Genomic DNA, 17,979 nt, shown 5'->3' with positions numbered 1-17,979 from the left:
GCAAATATAACTTTTATTCACATAATAAAAGAGTAAAATAGCGATGGTCTTTTTTGATTTTAAGGATGATAGTTGATTATAAAAAAAAATCCCAAATTAATTTGGGATTTTTTTGTTATGATTCAGTTCTTATTTCGGATTTTTTATCTCCTTTTTCTATTTGAATTGAAAGTTTGTTATTTTCACTATCCAAATCCATAGTAATGGTATCGCCTTCAGAAAGTTTCGAATTCACAATTTCTTCAGCCAGCGCATCTTCAATGTATTTTTGAATAGCTCTTTTTAACGGCCTTGCCCCATATTTTTTATCAAAGCCTTTATCTGCAATATAGTCTTTTGCTTTTTCGCTTAGTTGTAAAGTGTATCCTAAGCCAGATATTCTTTGCAATAACTTATCTAGTTCTATGTCTATAATTTTGTGTATGTCTTCTCTTTCTAGTGCGTTAAATACAATAACATCATCAATTCTATTTAAAAACTCTGGAGCAAAAGATTTTTTCAAAGCACTTTCTATTACAGACTTTGCATGTTCATCTGCTTGAGCAGCTTTTGTTGCAGTTCCGAAACCAACACCACCGCCAAAATCTTTTAGCTGTCTAGCGCCCACGTTTGAGGTCATAATAATAATAGTGTTTCTAAAATCTATTTTTCTACCTAAGCTGTCGGTAATATATCCATCATCTAAAATTTGCAATAGCATATTAAAAACATCTGGATGTGCTTTTTCTATTTCATCTAAAAGAACTACGGCATAAGGCTTCCTTCTCACTTTTTCTGTTAGTTGGCCTCCCTCTTCATACCCAACGTATCCTGGAGGAGCTCCTATAAGTCTAGAGATTGCAAATTTTTCCATATACTCACTCATGTCAATTCTAATTAAAGAATCATCTGAGTCAAATAGTTCTCTTGCTAATACCTTTGCAAGTTGCGTTTTACCGACTCCTGTTTGTCCTAGAAAAATAAAAGATCCGATTGGTTTATTTGGGTCTTTTAACCCAACTCTGTTTCGTTGTATTGCTTTTACGACTTTACTAACAGCTACATCTTGCCCGATAACCTTACCTTTAATAAGTTGTGGTAGTTCATGTAGTTTTTTAGTTTCAGCTTCTGCAACTCTGTTTACAGGAATACCTGTCATCATAGAAACCACTTCAGCAACATTGTCTTCAGTAACTACTTCTCTGTTTAGTTTCGAATCATCTTCCCATTGTTTTTGAGCAGAGTCAAGAGCAGCTTCCATATTCTTTTCATCGTCACGCAATTTTGCTGCTTCTTCATACTTTTGACCATTTACAGCTTTTGTTTTTTGATCTCTAATTACTTCAAGTTGTGCCTCAAGTTCTAACACTTGTTTAGGAACAACAATATTGATAATATGAATTCTAGAACCTGCCTCATCAAGTGCATCAATAGCTTTGTCTGGCAAATACCTGTCTGTCATGTATCTATTGGTTAACTTTACACAAGCTTCTATTGCATCATCGGTGTAGTTTACATGATGATGTTCTTCATATTTCTCTTTTATATTGTTAAGAATTTGAATGGTTTCTTCTACAGAAGTTGGGTTTACGATTACCTTTTGAAAACGTCTTTCTAAAGCACCATCTTTTTCTATATTGGTTCTATACTCATCTAAAGTTGTAGCACCAATGCACTGAATTTCGCCACGAGCAAGCGCAGGTTTTAGCATGTTAGAAGCATCTAAAGAACCAGTAGCACCACCAGCTCCCACTATGGTATGAATTTCATCTATAAAAAGAATGATATCATCATTTTTTTCAAGTTCATTCATTAAAGCTTTCATGCGTTCTTCGAATTGGCCACGGTATTTTGTTCCAGCTACTAAGCTTGCCAAATCAAGTGACACAAGCCTTTTGTCGAAAAGAATTCTAGACACTTTACGTTCAACAATTCTTAATGCTAAACCTTCTGCAATAGCAGATTTACCAACTCCAGGTTCACCAATTAACATTGGATTGTTTTTCTTTCTACGACTAAGAATTTGAGAAACACGCTCAATTTCTTTTTGTCTACCAACTACAGGATCTAATTTTCCATTTTCTGCCAAAGCTGTTAAATCTCTTCCAAAATTATCTAAAACTGGAGTTTTAGACTTTTTTACATTTTTGCTCTTTTGAGGTTGTTCAAAAGGGTTTGACTTCCCAGAAGGAAAATCATCATCTGAAGGAGTTTCTGCAATCGGGTTGTTTGGCAGTTCGTTATTATCTGTATGAAGCTGCTTGTAAACTGCTTTGGCTTCATCATAATTAACGTGATATTTTTGAATTAGTTTGGTTGTAGGATCGTTCTCATTTCTTAGAATGCACAATAGTAGGTGTGCAGTATCTATAGATTCGCTTTGGTAGAGTTTTGCTTCTAGAAAAGTAGTTTTTAATGCCTTTTCTGCTTGTCTAGTTAAATGAATACTTTTCTTTTCTGAAGCATCTTTAAATGTAAGATTTACAGGATTTAGTTGTTCTAACTTTCTTCTTAGCAAAGTAGTATCTACATCAAAAGCAGTTAAAATTTCCATTGCCTTACCATCTGTACTCCTTAACAAACCTAATACCAAATGCTCGGTTCCAATAAATTCGTGCCCTAACCTTAGCGCTTCTTCTTTACTAAAAGCGATTACATCCTTTACTCTTGGTGAAAAATTATCGTCCATATCTTTTATATATTGATGTAAATTTAATTCTTTTTTTTCTGAATATTTACAAAAAAGGTGCCAAGCATAAAAAACTGACAGTTTGACTTTCTTTTTTAAGAATAAAACACTTGAAAATCAATAAAATAAAAGGATGTTAAAAATTATTAAAAAATGTTGATAACTCTCTTTCATTCAACATAGGTAAACCTTTGCAAATACTCGTAGAAATTGTATCTTGCCTTGTTTTAAAAAAAGGATTAAATACTAATAGAAAATATATATGACAGACGGAGAAAAGTTAATTCCGATTAACATTGAAGAGCAGATGAAAGCTGCGTACATCGATTACTCGATGTCAGTTATTGTTTCAAGAGCATTACCAGATGTTAGGGATGGTTTAAAGCCAGTTCACAGAAGAGTTTTATATGGTATGCATGAATTGGGAATTAAAGCCACAGGTTCTTATAAAAAATCGGCAAGAATCGTAGGAGAGGTTTTAGGTAAGTATCACCCACATGGAGATACTTCTGTATACGATTCTATGGTGCGTATGGCTCAAGATTGGAGTGTGCGTTATATGATGGTAGATGGGCAAGGTAACTTTGGTTCTGTTGATGGCGATAGCCCTGCAGCAATGAGATATACCGAGGTTAGAATGCAGAAAATTTCTGAAGATATGTTGGCAGATATCGACAAGGAAACTGTAGATCATCAATTAAATTTTGATGATACTTTGCACGAACCTAAAGTATTGCCTACAAGAATTCCGAATTTATTAGTAAATGGTGCTTCTGGTATTGCTGTAGGTATGGCAACCAATATGGCGCCTCACAATCTAACAGAAGTAATTAATGGAACTGTTGCTTACATCAAAAATAGAGAAATTGAGATTGATGAATTAATGCAACACATTACTGCGCCAGATTTTCCTACAGGAGGTATTATTTATGGTTACGATGGCGTTAGAGATGCTTTTCATACAGGGAGAGGTCGTATAGTAATGCGCGCCAAAGCTATAATTGAAGAAGTAAAAGGAAGGGAGTGTATTATTATAAACGAAATTCCTTATCAAGTTAACAAAGCAGAAATGATTAAAAAAACTGCTGAGTTAGTAAATGAGAAGAAGCTAGAGGGTATTGCTAATATTAGAGATGAGTCTGATAGAAACGGTATGCGAATTGTATATGTTTTAAAACGAGACGCTATACCGAACATTGTGTTAAATAAGCTATTTAAATATACACAATTACAAACCTCTTTTAGTGTAAACAACATTGCGTTAGTAAATGGTAGGCCAGAACAATTGAATTTAAAACAATTAATTCATCATTTTGTAGAACATAGGCATGAGGTTGTTGTAAGAAGAACAGAATACTTACTTAAAAAAGCAGAAGCAAGAGCTCATATTTTAGAAGGTTTAATTATAGCATCTGATAATATTGATGAAGTTATTAAAATTATAAGAGCCTCTTCTAATGCAGATGAAGCTAGAGATAGTTTGATAGCTCGTTTCGAATTAACTGAGATACAAGCGAAGGCAATTGTAGAAATGCGTTTACGCCAACTAACAGGTTTAGAGCAAGACAAGCTAAGAGCAGAGTATGACGAAATAATGCTTACTATTACCGATTTAAAAGATATTTTATCTAACGAAGACAGACGTTACGAAATTATAACAGAAGAGCTTTTATTGATAAAAGATAAATATGGTGATGATAGAAGATCTACCATCGAGTATGCTGGAGGTGATATGCGAATTGAAGATATTATACCAGATACTAAAGTGGTGGTAACTATATCAAACGCGGGGTATTTAAAGCGAACAAATTTAGATGAATACAAAGTTCAAAATAGAGGAGGACGAGGCCAAAAAGGAGCAACCACCAGAAATGAAGATTTCTTAGAGCATTTGTTTGTTGGAACAAATCATCAATATATGATGTTCTTTACACAAAAAGGAAAAGTTTTCTGGATGCGTGTATATGAAATTCCGGAAGGAGGTAAAAACACAAAAGGAAGAGCTATTCAAAACCTTATCAATATTGAGCAAGACGATTCTGTTAAGGCATTTTTAGTAACACAAGACTTAAAAGACGAAGAGTATATCAATAGTCATTATGTAATTATGGCTACCAAAAAAGGTCAAGTTAAAAAAACCTCTTTAGAACAGTACTCTAGACCAAGAACTAATGGTATTAATGCTATAACGATTAAAGATGGAGATGAGTTATTAGAAGCAAAGTTAACTACTGGAGATAGCCAAGTAATGTTGGCATTAAAGTCTGGTAAATGTATTCGATTCGAAGAAGCCAAAACAAGACCAATGGGAAGAACTGCCTCTGGTGTAAGAGGAATTACTTTACAACATGAAAATGATGAGGTTATTGGAATGGTTGCTGTAAATGATATGGAAAGTAATATTTTAGTAGTTTCTGAAAAAGGATATGGAAAACGATCTAAATTAGAAGATTACCGAGTTACAAACCGAGGAGGTAAAGGAGTTAAAACATTAAATATCTCTGAAAAAACAGGAGACTTAGTGGCTATTAAAAATGTTGATGATACCAATGATTTAATGATAATTAACAAATCTGGTTTAACAATTAGAATGGCTGTAGAAGATTTAAGAGTAATGGGACGTGCTACACAAGGAGTTCGTTTGATTAAAATTAAAGACTCCGATAGTATAGCAGCAGTAGCTAAAGTGGCACATGAAGAAGAGGAAGAAGAAACAGAAGGTATAGATACTTCAGAAAATACTGATGCAAATTCTGAAAGTGGCACGGAAATTGAAAACGAATCAACAGATAATCAAGAATAACTAAAAACAATTAAACAATAACTACAATGAAAAATCAAATATTAACGCTGTCATTAGGATTAATGACTGTTGTAACTTTTGGTCAAAAGAAAGAATTAAAAGTTGCAGAGAAAGCAATAAAAAATAAAGAGTATACTGCTGCTATGAAAGCCGTAAATTCTGTAGAGGGAATGTTAGCTTCTATGGATGCTAAGTACAAGGCTAAATATTATTTTTTAAAGGCTCAAGCTCAATCTGGAAAAAATAATTATGAAGCTGCAGCAGAGACTTTTAATACTCTTTTAAGCTATGAGAAACAAATAGGTAAGCAAAAATACACAAAAGATGTGGCACCGATGCTTAATCAAATTATTCAAAAAGTATCTAATTTAGCTATTAACCAATATAATGATGATAAAGACTACGCTCAGGCAGCTAAAAATTTTGCACTTACCTTTAAGTTAAGTCCAAAAGATACTTCATTTTTATACAATGCAGCAATAAGCGCTTCTTTAGGAAAAGATTACGACACCTCACTTACTTACTTTAAGCAATTAAAAGAGTTAGGTTATACGGGTATTTCTACTATGTATCTAGCCACCAATAAAGAAACTGGAGAAGAAGAAAACTTAGGAAATAAGTCTAACAGAGATACGATGGTTAAATTAGGTACTCATACAAATCCTACTCAAAAAAGCACTGAATCTAAGTATGCAGAAATAGTTAAAAATATTGGCTATATTTTAGTAAATCAAGGAAAAACCGAAGAAGCTATTGTAGCATTACAAGAAGCAAGAAAGGAGAGTCCTAAAGATGTAAATTTAATATTGAACGAAGCTCAGCTTTATATTAAATTAGAAAAAATGGATAAGTTTGGAGATCTTATGAAAGAGGCAGTAGCGTTAGATCCTACAAACCCAACTTTATTTTTTAACTTAGGGGTAGTAAATGCCAATGAAGGAAATTCTGAAGAAGCAATTAAATATTATAACAAAGCTATAGAGCTAGACCCTAACTACGGTGATGCGTATATGAATTTAGCAGTTACTATGTTATCTGAAGAGCAAGCTATTGTTGATGAAATGAACAAAAATTTATCTAATTTCAAAAAGTATGATGAGTTGCAAGGAAAGCAAAAAGCGTTATACAGAAAAGCATTACCTTACCTAGTAAAAGCAGATAGTATAAAAAGAAATGAAGGTACTGTAAAATCACTTTTAAATATTTATGATACTTTAGAGATGACTAAAGAAGCAGATGCTTTAAGACCAATTTATAAGCAAATGAGATCTGGTAACTAATTTTATTAATAACCAATCTTTAAAAAAAACCGAAATTTTAAAATTTCGGTTTTTTTTTTGCTTTCTATATTTAGTAATAATGGATTACACTAATTTTTTAATGACTCTTAGTTTGTGAGTGTGTTTTTGAACATCGGCATTAAAAATACCACTGTGGTCTAGGGTGTCTATTCTTACTTTACCATGAACGTGAATTATATTATAATTGTTTAATACAATACCAACATGTGTAATTTCTCCCTCTTCGTTATCAAAAAAAGCAAGATCGCCAGCCTCACTTTCTTCTATAAAGCTTAATACTTCACCCTGAGTAGCTTGTTCTTTAGCATTTCTTAATAGTTGGTATCCACAGAGTTTATACACCATTTGTGTAAAGCCAGAGCAGTCTATTCCAAACGGAGTTTTACCACCCCATAAATAAGGGCAGTTAAGAAAAGTAAATGCTATTTTTATAATTTCTTCTTTTGGAAGTTTTTTAGAAAATGTAGCACTATCATATCTGTAGATAACATTTTCTATTAAAAGTGTGTTATTTTGCAATAACGGTAAGTGAGCACCAATTGTTATAGTAGTAAGTTCATTATTTTTATTACTAACAAAGTCTACTAATTCCGAAGCGTATTTAGGTTCTTCATTAGAAATAGCGTCAAATGTTTTTTCGCTTATTTGTTGGTACTGATTATTGTTTATAAAACCTTCAAAGTTGTCAAAGGACAAACGAATTTTACTCCATTGTTTCTCTTTTTCTAATATTTCGAAATGTTCACCAAACAAAACTTGGCTTATCATTTCAGAAAAATCTGATTTTTCAGCTCTCAAAGGAACAACACTTAAATTGCAAACGCCGTATAACAAAATAGTTTAGGTTATTTTTTTTAGTAATTGAATTTAAGAAATTCTTTCTATTATAATTGCACTCGCACCTCCGCCACCATTACAAATTGCTGCCGCACCGATTTTTGCATTTTGTTGTTTTAAAATTGAAGTTAGTGCTATTACTATTCTTGCTCCAGAAACCCCAAGAGGATGCCCTATAGAAACTGCACCACCATTTATATTAACGTTGCTATCGTTTAAATTTAACAGTTTCATATTGGCTAAGCCAACAACAGAAAATGCCTCGTTCAGTTCAAAGAAGTCAACATCTTTAATATCTAGCTTGGCTTTTGCTAATGCTTTTGGCAATGCCTTTGCGGGAGCTGTTGTAAACCATTCTGGTTCGTGTGCAGCATCTGCATAACTTCTTATTTTTGCTAATGGTTTTAAATTTAGTTCTTTTGCTTTATCCGCAGACATTAAAACTAGTGCAGCTGCGCCATCATTAATTGTTGAGGCATTTGCGGCAGTAACAGTACCTTCTTTAGTGAAGGCAGGACGTAAAGTTGGAATTTTTTCCATCTTTACATTTTTAAATTCTTCATCTTCAGAGAAAATAATAGGTTCTCCACTCCTTTGAGGAATTTCTACAGGTACAATTTCATCATTATATTTTCCTTCTTCCCATGCTTTTGTAGTTCTTTTGTAAGATTGAATGGCAAAATTGTCTTGTTCTTCTCTAGAAAAATTATATTCTGTTGCGCAAGAATCTGCACAAACTCCCATTGCAACATTATCGTAGGCATCTACTAAGCCATCTTTTTGCATACCATCTTCAAGAGATATTGGTCCGAATTTGTTGCCTTTTCTGGCATGTTGGTAGTGAGGTATAAGACTCATATTTTCCATACCACCAGCAATTACAATAGAGGTATCTCCTAAGGCAATACTTTGGGAAGCCAACATAATAGCTTTCATACCAGATGCACAAACTTTATTTACTGTGGTACAAGGTGTTGTGTTTGGTAAGCCAGCTAAAATTGCTGCTTGTCTTGCAGGTGCTTGACCTAAACCAGCAGAAACCACATTTCCCATAAATACTTCATCTATCATTTCTGGAGATAAATTAATTTTTTCTAGAGCACCTTTTATTGCTATAGCACCTAGTTTTGGGGCTGTTATAGAAGATAAACTTCCTAAAAAACTACCAATTGGGGTTCTTGCCACAGATACAATTACAACTTCTTTCATATATAGTTTGTATTATTTTATAGTGTAAAATATCTTGCTAAATTAAAGAAAATTAATCATTTTTTTTAGGTTTATACAATTCGAATTTTTGGACTTACTTTTTTTACTGTAAGTTTGTTCTAAGAACATTAAGTGTATGAGTAATTTTATTAATAAAATATATAAGAACAACACAATTATTTATAAGGTGCTGTTGTTTTTAATTACCACAATTTCTATTGTTTACTTATTTCCTAAAGGAGGGCAATTTAAGTATGATTTTAGTAACGGTCAGCTATGGAAATATGATAATTTGTATGCTCCTTTTGATTTTGCAATTCAGAAATCTGAAGAAGAAATTATTATAGAAAAGAAAAAGATAGATGCTTTTTCGAAGCTATATTTTACTTACGATTCATTAACCGTTAATACTGTTAAAGAAGTTTTTAAAACACGAATATACACGCTAAAAAGTTCAGATTCTCTAAGTATTAAAGAAATAGAGAAGCTATATGCTTTAGGTTTACGAATAGTTGACAAGGTGTATAGAACTGGTTTTTTAGAATTGGCAAGTCAAGATAGGGTTTCAAATAAAGAAGAGTTAATTGCATTAAGAACAGGTAATATTGTTAAAGATATCGCTTTTAAAAAGTTACATTCCTCTAGCGATGTTTTAAATATTATTATGAACTCACTTTCAACTAAAACGAATGCTTATGAAGAAAAGTTGCTTTTTTCAATATTATCTGAAATAATTGAACCGAATGTAACTTTTGATGCTGATTTTTCTGAAAAAATAGTAGAGAATGAAATTGCTAATATATCCTATACTAAAGGAAAAGTTTCATCTGGTGAGCTTATTATTTTAAAGGGTGATATTGTAGAAGGTAAAAAATTAGCGATTTTGAATTCCTTAAAAAGTGAATCTGAGTCTAAAGTTTGGACCGAGTCTAATTACAATTGGATTATTGTAGGATATACAATTTTAGTGTCTTTAGCACTTTTGATGTTGTTACTATTTCTAAAAAAGAATAGAAAAGAAATTTATCATAACAACAATAAAATTACATTTATCTTCTTCAATGTATTTTTAATGATTTTTGTACAAACAATTGTTATAAAATACAACTCAGATTATTTATATGTGGTGCCATTAAGTATATTACCAATAGTGTTAAAAGCTTTTTTTGATGCTAGGTTAGGCCTATTTACCCATGTTTTAACTGTGTTATTATTGGGGTATATTGTACCAAATAGTTTCGAGTTTATTTACTTACACATTATAGCAGGTATAGTAACAATTTTATCTGTTTCAGAGCTTTATAAAAGAGCAAGTTTATTTATATCAGTAGCTCAAATTACTGGTATTTACATGCTTACATATTTTGCTTTTTCTATTATTAAAGAAGGAAATGCCTCTCAAATTAACTTAGAATATTTTATTTCTTTTGCGGCCAATGGCGCTTTATCTTTTTTAGCAATCATACTAATTTACATTTATGAAAAAATTTTCGGATTGGTTTCAGATGTTACATTGTTAGAACTGTCTAATACGAATTCTAAATTATTAAGGGAACTTAATGAAAAGGCACCAGGTACATTTCAGCACTCTATGCAAGTTGCTAATTTAGCAGAAGCAGCAGCAAATGAAATCGGAGCAAACTCTATGTTGGTAAGAACAGGAGCATTATATCATGATATTGGTAAAATGGTAAACCCGATGTATTTTATAGAAAATCAAACAACAGGCGTTAATCCGCATAACGATTTACCTCCTTTAGATAGTGCAAAAATTATTTTAAATCATGTAATAAAAGGAGTTGAAATAGCCAAAAAGCACAATTTACCAGATAGGGTTATAGATTTTATAAGAACTCACCACGGAACAAGTACGGTGTATTATTTTTATATGAAAGAAAAAGAATTACAAGAAAATAGGGAAGTTGATATTAAAAAATTTCAATATCAAGGGCCCAACCCGTTTTCAAAAGAAACCGCTATATTAATGATGTGTGATGCGGCAGAGGCTGCTTCTAAGAGTCTAAAAACACCAAATTCTCAAGTAATAAGTGATTTAATTGATAAAATTACAGAAAAGCAACTTTCAGAAAATCAGTTTTTAAATTCAGATATTACATTTAAAGAAATTGAGATTATAAAAAAAGTAATTAAAAAGAAATTACTAAATATTTATCATTTGAGAGTAGAATATCCTGAATAAAAAAAAAGTAAAAAAAGTTTAAAAACATCTTGCTAAATTGTAAATGTAATATTACATTTGCACTCGCAATTTTAAACAATTGTAATAGTTCTTTACAAAGGAGAGGTGCCAGAGTGGTAATGGAGCAGATTGCTAATCTGTCGACGGGTAACTGTCGCCAGGGTTCGAGTCCCTGTCTCTCCGCAATATATAGAAAAAATACACTTTCGGGGTGTAGCGTAGCCCGGTCATCGCGCCTCGTTTGGGACGAGGAGGTCGCAGGTTCGAATCCTGCCACCCCGACACAGTTGGTCGTAACAACTTTAAAATTACGGGCTCTTAGCTCAGCTGGATAGAGCACCTCCCTTCTAAGGAGGCGGTCGAAGGTTCGAATCCTTCAGGGCTCACTTAAAGCTTCACAGAAATGTGAGGCTTTTTTGTTGGTTAAAACTCAATATTAATAAGGGTTAACAACAATCTAATACTTCTATTATTATCACTTAACGCATTGTAAATTTAAGTATTTATTTTAAAATATTTATAATTTTGACACACATTTGACACACATTTGACACACATTTGACACACATTTATTTGTGATATGGATTAATATTTATTGTTTCTATAGTTAATTGTTATGTAATTTTATCACTAGTTATTTTTGAATTTAACCATAAAACTGGCAGTGATTTTTATTGTTGTTTACTTCTTTTAAGAGGTTTAGTGTTTAACAAATTTTTTTTCTATATTGTATTTCTTCTTTTACAAAGAAAATATTTCATGAATTACACAACACTATAGCTAGAAAATTAAATGTCAATCTTTCAAAATACAGTAGTAAACAAGTACCTTAAAAACCAAGAAACCCAAGTTTTATCTCAAAAATGGGAGATATATAAAACGCATTTTTTAGATCCAACCAAGCAGGAGAATATTAGAAATGCAAAAGAGGAACAATACCAAGAAGGTTTTTTAAGAGATTTATTTGTTAATGTATTTGGATATACCTTAAACCCAAACACTAACTTCAACCTTACTACAGAACTAAAAAATGTAAAAGACAGCAAGAAGGCAGATGGTGGTATAATTATAGATAATAAAGTATTTGGTGTTATAGAGTTAAAAGGAACGAATACCACAGATTTATCTAAGGTAGAAGCGCAAGCCTTTGGTTATAAGAACAACCAGACAGATTGTGTGTATGTAATTACGTCTAACTTTGAAAAATTACGTTTTTATATAGACAATGCTACAGAGTATATAGCGTTTAATCTATTTACGCTAACAGAAGAAGATTTTAAATTATTGTATTTGTGTGTAGCTTTTGAGAATATTAAAAAACACATCCCTAAAAAATTAAAAGAGGAATCTCTTAGCCAAGAGGAAGAAATTACCAAACAACTTTATAAAGATTATTCACTTTTTAAGCGTGAATTGTTTCAAGATTTAACAAAACAAAACCCACAATTTGAGCCTTTAGAACTCTTTAAAAAATCTCAAAAGTTATTAGATAGGTTCTTATTTCTGTTTTTTGCAGAAGATAGAAACTTACTGCCACCAAATTCTGTTAGACTCATTCTAACGCAATGGAAACAACTGAAAGACTTAGATGCATATGACCCTCTTTATAATAGATTTAAAAAATATTTTGGCTATTTAAATACTGGGTTTAAAGGCAAACAGTACGATATATTTGCATACAATGGAGGTTTATTTAAGCCAGATGAAATTTTAGATAGTATCATAATAGATGATGATCTCTTATATAAATACACGCTAAAACTAGCAGATTATGATTTTGCATCTGAAGTAGACGTAAATATTCTAGGTCATATTTTTGAAAACTCTCTAAATGAGTTAGATGAAGTTAAAGCACAATTAGAGGGCACAGCTATAGATAAAAGTACTACCAAGCGTAAAAAAGATGGTGTCTTTTATACCCCTAAATATATTACTAAGTATATAGTAGAAAATACTGTTGGAAAACTCTGTGATGAGAAGAAAAAAGCACTTAGTATAATTGAAACCGATTATTTTACAGATAAAAAAAGACAAAAGAAAACCATAAAACCCTTAGTAGAAAAATTAAGTACATATAGAGATTGGTTACTGCAACTTACTATTTGTGACCCTGCCTGTGGTTCTGGTGCCTTTTTAAATGAAGCCTTAAATTTTTTAATCGCAGAACATGGGTATGTAGATGAACTACAAGCCAAGCTATTTGGAGATGCTATGGTGCTGAGTGATGTTGAAAATAGCATTTTAGAAAACAACCTTTTTGGCGTAGATTTAAATGAAGAGTCTGTAGAAATTGCCAAACTTTCTTTGTGGTTAAGAACTGCACAGCCTAACAGAAAACTAAACAGCTTAAATAACAATATAAAATGTGGTAATTCTTTAATTGATGATCCTGAAATTGGAGGAGATAAAGTTTTTAATTGGGAAAAAGAATTTCCACAAGTATTTGCTAAAGGCGGCTTTGATGTGGTCATTGGAAATCCACCTTATGTTAGAAAACAGGGATTAATGGAGCATTATCCAGAAATGTGTGTCTATTACGAAAGTAAATATGTGTCTGCAACTGCAAATTATGACTTATATGCTTTGTTTATGGAGGCATCCTACAAAATTATAAACGATAAAGGAATAGTTTCTTTTATTCTTCCTCATAAGTTTTTAGTAAGTGATTTTGGAAAAGGAATTAGAACGTTTTTTAAAAAAAATACAGCTGTTGAAAATTTAGTGCATTTTGGGTCTGAAATTGTATTTAAGGATGCAGCAACTTATACTTGTATTGTAGATTTAACAAAAACGCATAAAGAAAAGGTAAAATTTAAAAAAGTAAATCCACATAGCCTTTTTGAACTTTTTGTTTGGGATACAATGTCATATGCTAATTTATCAAGTGATAATTGGGATTTACAAAGCGAAAGTGTATTTGATGTGATTGAAAATTTAAAAACACAACCCTATACAGTTGATGATGTTTTTGATAAAATTTTTCAAGGAATTGCTAGTGGTGGTGATAAGTTTTTTACATTAGAATTACTTGAAAAAAAAGGTGATATAGGAGTCTTTTATTCTGAAATGAATCGTTGTAAGGTTGAAGTTGAGTTAAATATTTTAAAACCTATTATTGGTGGGAGAGATGTTTTTAAGTATGAAAAGCCATTAATTAAAAAATATATAATATTTCCTTACATAATTAAAGATAAAAAAACCATTTCAATGAGGTTTGATGAAATTGAGGATGATTTTCCTTTATCTGCCAAGTATTTTAAACAAAATGAAGACTTTTTAAGAAATCGTGAAAAAGGAAGATTCAATAATGAAGATGAATGGTTTTTGTTTAGTAGAAAACAAGGTATTTCCAATGTTGAAATATCTAAAATTATGACAAGAGAAATATCTTTAGGTTGTAATATGACATATGATCAAAATGGAGAATATTACCATAACACTAAAGTTTATTCATTTGTTAAAAACGAAAAATTTGACGTTGATGAAAAGTATTATTTGGGTATTTTAAATTCAAAATTAATGTGGTTTTTTCTAAAGAATACAGGATCAGAGTATGGAGGGGGTTACTATGTTTTTAAAACAAATTATTTAAAACCTTTTCCTTTACCTGAAATTTCTGCAAACTCAGATCTAATGATTTATAATGTAAATCAAATTCTTTCAAGCAGTAAAAACTTACAAGATATCTCTTCAAAATTCCAAAGAACACTTCAACGAAAATTTGAGGCTTTAGAAAAACTACCCAAAAAATTAGAGAATTGGTATTTACTCACTTTTGCAGATTTTGTAAAAGAACTAAAAAAGAAGAAAATAAAATTAAGTTTGGCTGAAGAGTCAGAATGGGAAGATTATTTTTTACAAGAACAACAAAAAGCACAAGTTCTAAAAAATGAAATAAATCAAACAGATAAGGAAATAGATGCTATGGTTTATGAGTTGTATGATCTTACTAATGAACAAATTGCAATTGTAGAAAACATATAGATTATGGAGGTTAATATTGAAGAAAAGTTAAATCAAACTTTAGATGATATAATTCACCAACTTACAAAAGGTAATACCATTGAAGGTTTAAGAAAGGGTAAACGTTATTTTGAATTACATCAAATTAAAGATTGGAAATCTAAATATGGTTATCAGTTTCACATTTATTCTAATGACCATTTAATTGATAAAAAACCCCACTTTCATATTGTGAAAAATTCAGAAAGCATAGATTGCAGATTTTTCTTTGACGGAACTATACATGACTGTAAAGGGAAAAAAATATTAGAAAAAAAAGTACATAATGCATTAAAGTATTTTTTAGAGGACAGTTCTCATATTAGTAAACTTGTGAGTTTGTGGAATTTTAAAAATCCTGATTATAAAATAACTAACTTATGAAAGCTAACGAACTACCTATAAATAACTTTTTACAAGCTCCAAATATTCAATTTGTTATACCTGTATATCAGCGTAATTATGATTGGACAACAAGTGAATGCAAACAACTAGCAAATGATATTTTAGCTGTTGAAAATCAAAATAGAGGTACTCATTTTATAGGAAGTATTGTATTTATACATGAAGGTGCATATAGTACAAGTGAGGTTAAAGAGTTGGTAATAATTGATGGTCAGCAACGTCTTACTACTATTAATATTTTGTATGTGTCATTATATCGTTTTGCTAAAGAAAATAGTTTGGATAAAGAAGCAGATATGATTTACAATATGTTTTTGGTAAATCAGTATGTAGAAAATGAGTCCAGTAAATTAAAATTAAAACAAACAGATACCAATTCACTTGCATTCAAAGCTATAATGAATGCAACAGAAAATCAATTTCAATCTTACTCTAATGTAATAGAAAACTATAGTTTTTTTAGAGAATTAATTAACCATGATAATTTTCAAACATTTCTTAATGGTCTAAAAAGATTGATTTTTGTTGAAATCTCACTAGAGAGAGGTAAAGATGATCCGCAAAGAATATTTGAAAGTTTAAACTCAACTGGTTTAGAGTTGTCTCAATCAGATTTAATTAGAAATTTTATTCTAATGGATTTAGAGCCAAAAGAACAAAATAGAACTTTTGAGCATATTTGGAACCCTATAGAAGAAAATGCTAGAGATTTAAGTAAACAAAAATCTCTTGTATCAGAATATATAAGAGATTATTTAACTTTAAAGACTAAGAAAATACCGAATAAAGGCAAGGTGTATCTTGAGTTTAAAAAACTATATAGTAACAAAAGTGAAGCAGATTTTAGTCAAGAACTTGAAAATATAAAAACACTTTCATTTCACTATAAGAAATTTATCAACCCTTCCAGTGAATTAGATTCCAACTTAAGAAGAGAGTTAGAGTATATTTCACGTTTAGAAATTAATGTTTCTTATCCTTTTTTATTGCAAGTTTTTGAAGACTTAGAAAACGGTATTATTGATTCTAAAACTTTGCTTAACGTACTAAAGCTAATTCAGTCTTATACATGGAGGAGATTTGTTGTAGGGTTGCCTACAAATGCTCTTAACAAGATATTTATGACCTTATATTCTGAAATTGATCATGAGGATTACTTTGAGTCTTTAGCGCTAGCATTGATAAGAAAAAGAGGTAGTGGTAAATTTCCAACGAACCAAGATTTAAAGACTGCCTTAAAAGATAAAGACCTCTACAATATAAAGAGTAAGAATAGAAGTTATATGTTTGAGTTATTAGAAAATTTTAATAACCGAGAGTATGTAGATACAAATAATGATAAGATTACCATTGAGCATATTTATCCCCAAAATCCAAATGAAGATTGGAGTACGTCATTAACTCCTCAAGATTATATGTTGTTTAAGGATAACTATTTAAATACAATAGCAAATTTAACTTTGTCTGGTAATAACGGAGCTCTAAGTAATAAGTCTTTTAAAGCAAAGAGAGACATGAATACCAATAATGGAGAGCAAGGTTATAAATATAGTAGACTTTGGTTAAATGATTATTTAAAAGGTCTAGAGAATTGGACTGTTAATGATTATAAAGATAGGTTTAGCATTATATATGAGAGGTTTTTAAACATTTGGGAGTATCCTGAAGTAGAATATCAAGAAGAGGGTGAAAATGCTGAGGTTAGTATTTTTGATGCAGGAAGTCCAACGCATCAAAAATTAGAATATTTTATATTAGAAGACACAAAAGTTGAAGAAACTGCAATTTCTCAAATGTACATTTACGTAATTGATGTTCTATTTGAAAAGAATCCACAACTATTATTACAAGATCAGAATTCTTTTAAAATAAATAAAACTAGGAATGATTTTAGAACTCCTCATGAGTTAAGAAATGGGTATTTTATAGAAACCAACATGGATAGTAATTCAAAGTTTGTTATTCTAGAGAAATTATTATTATTGTTTGAAATGGAGGATGAATTAATTATCAAGTTTTCAAATGGTAATCAGGTAGATAGTAAAAGCAGGTTTGAAATAAGAAAGGCTTTTTGGAGACAACTATTACCTCAGCTTAAAGGAACAGCATTGTTTTCAAATGTAAATCCAACTAAAGATCATTGGTTGAGCACAGGAGCTGGTAAAACAGGTCTTTCATTTGTAATGATAATTACAAAAAAATACACTGCTATTGAATTTTTAATGTCTAGAGCTTCTAAGCAAGAGAATAAGATTATTTATAGCCAATTATTAAAAAGTAAAAAAGAGATAGAAGAAAGTTTTGGTAGTGATTTATTTTGGGAAGAATTACCAGATAGTAAATCTAGTAGAATAAGAGTTGTTATGGATAATGTAAATTTATTTCAAGCTGAAGACTGGGATAAAATGAGTGAATTTTTAGTAGAAAATTTACCAAAATTTGAAAGATCTTTTATTCCTTTTGTAGATAAAATAAGTATATAAACTATAGTTTGTACTAATATTAAAAGAATAATTTAATAACATATTGATTTTTAATGTTTTATAAATTTATT

Annotated in this window: 9 protein-coding genes and 3 tRNA genes; 9 read left to right on the top strand and 3 right to left on the bottom strand. The window is 30.8% G+C overall.

Annotation, left to right across the window (positions count from 1 at the left end; translation table 11 throughout):
- Nucleotides 1-115: 115 nt before the first annotated feature.
- The gene (locus tag WHD54_RS02755) at nucleotides 116-2,668 is read right to left on the bottom strand and encodes an ATP-dependent Clp protease ATP-binding subunit (protein ID WP_088323131.1); all 2,553 of its coding nucleotides are present in this window, start codon (nucleotides 2,666-2,668) and stop codon (nucleotides 116-118) included.
- A gap of 262 nt (nucleotides 2,669-2,930) precedes the next feature.
- Here WHD54_RS02755 and gyrA point away from each other — a divergent pair, with 262 nt between their 5' ends.
- Together gyrA and WHD54_RS02745 are read left to right on the top strand one after the other, a co-directional pair.
- The gene (gene gyrA, locus WHD54_RS02750; protein ID WP_088323130.1) at nucleotides 2,931-5,471 is read left to right on the top strand and encodes a DNA gyrase subunit A; all 2,541 of its coding nucleotides are present in this window, start codon (nucleotides 2,931-2,933) and stop codon (nucleotides 5,469-5,471) included.
- A 26-nt stretch (nucleotides 5,472-5,497) separates the two neighbouring features.
- On the top strand, nucleotides 5,498-6,751 hold the full coding sequence (locus WHD54_RS02745) for a tetratricopeptide repeat protein (RefSeq protein WP_088323129.1): 1,254 nt from the start codon (nucleotides 5,498-5,500) through the stop codon (nucleotides 6,749-6,751).
- 84 nt (nucleotides 6,752-6,835) lie between these two features.
- Here WHD54_RS02745 and WHD54_RS02740 read toward each other — a convergent pair whose 3' ends face one another.
- Together WHD54_RS02740 and WHD54_RS02735 are read right to left on the bottom strand one after the other, a co-directional pair.
- Complete coding sequence (locus WHD54_RS02740) at nucleotides 6,836-7,606, bottom strand: C40 family peptidase (RefSeq protein ID WP_088323128.1); 771 nt, start codon at nucleotides 7,604-7,606, stop codon at nucleotides 6,836-6,838.
- A gap of 33 nt (nucleotides 7,607-7,639) precedes the next feature.
- Nucleotides 7,640-8,818, bottom strand: a complete 1,179-nt coding sequence (locus WHD54_RS02735; protein ID WP_088323127.1) for an acetyl-CoA C-acyltransferase — start codon at nucleotides 8,816-8,818, stop codon at nucleotides 7,640-7,642.
- A 136-nt stretch (nucleotides 8,819-8,954) separates the two neighbouring features.
- Here WHD54_RS02735 and WHD54_RS02730 point away from each other — a divergent pair, with 136 nt between their 5' ends.
- The 7 genes from WHD54_RS02730 to WHD54_RS02700 all read left to right on the top strand — a co-directional run bounded on the left by WHD54_RS02730 (nucleotide 8,955) and on the right by WHD54_RS02700 (nucleotide 17,908).
- The gene (locus tag WHD54_RS02730) at nucleotides 8,955-11,018 is read left to right on the top strand and encodes an HD family phosphohydrolase (protein ID WP_088323126.1); all 2,064 of its coding nucleotides are present in this window, start codon (nucleotides 8,955-8,957) and stop codon (nucleotides 11,016-11,018) included.
- Between the two features lie 99 nt (nucleotides 11,019-11,117).
- Nucleotides 11,118-11,201, top strand: a tRNA-Ser gene (locus WHD54_RS02725).
- A gap of 24 nt (nucleotides 11,202-11,225) precedes the next feature.
- Nucleotides 11,226-11,300: transfer RNA gene (locus WHD54_RS02720), tRNA-Pro, on the top strand.
- Between the two features lie 30 nt (nucleotides 11,301-11,330).
- Nucleotides 11,331-11,404: transfer RNA gene (locus WHD54_RS02715), tRNA-Arg, on the top strand.
- Nucleotides 11,405-11,810: 406 nt separating this feature from the next.
- The gene (locus WHD54_RS02710; RefSeq protein WP_088323125.1) at nucleotides 11,811-15,002 is read left to right on the top strand and encodes an Eco57I restriction-modification methylase domain-containing protein; all 3,192 of its coding nucleotides are present in this window, start codon (nucleotides 11,811-11,813) and stop codon (nucleotides 15,000-15,002) included.
- A 3-nt stretch (nucleotides 15,003-15,005) separates the two neighbouring features.
- A complete protein-coding gene (locus tag WHD54_RS02705; RefSeq protein WP_088323124.1) occupies nucleotides 15,006-15,404 on the top strand; it encodes a hypothetical protein in 399 nt (132 codons plus the stop codon).
- Nucleotides 15,401-17,908, top strand: a complete 2,508-nt coding sequence (locus WHD54_RS02700) for a DUF4268 domain-containing protein (protein WP_088323123.1) — start codon at nucleotides 15,401-15,403, stop codon at nucleotides 17,906-17,908. Before WHD54_RS02705 ends, WHD54_RS02700 begins: the two co-directional genes overlap by 4 nt.
- Nucleotides 17,909-17,979: the final 71 nt, after the last annotated feature.

Origin of the sequence: Polaribacter tangerinus (assembly GCF_038024095.1) — a bacterium.
GTDB classification, from domain to species: domain Bacteria; phylum Bacteroidota; class Bacteroidia; order Flavobacteriales; family Flavobacteriaceae; genus Polaribacter; species Polaribacter tangerinus.
This window is presented reverse-complemented; position numbering and strand designations above follow the sequence as displayed.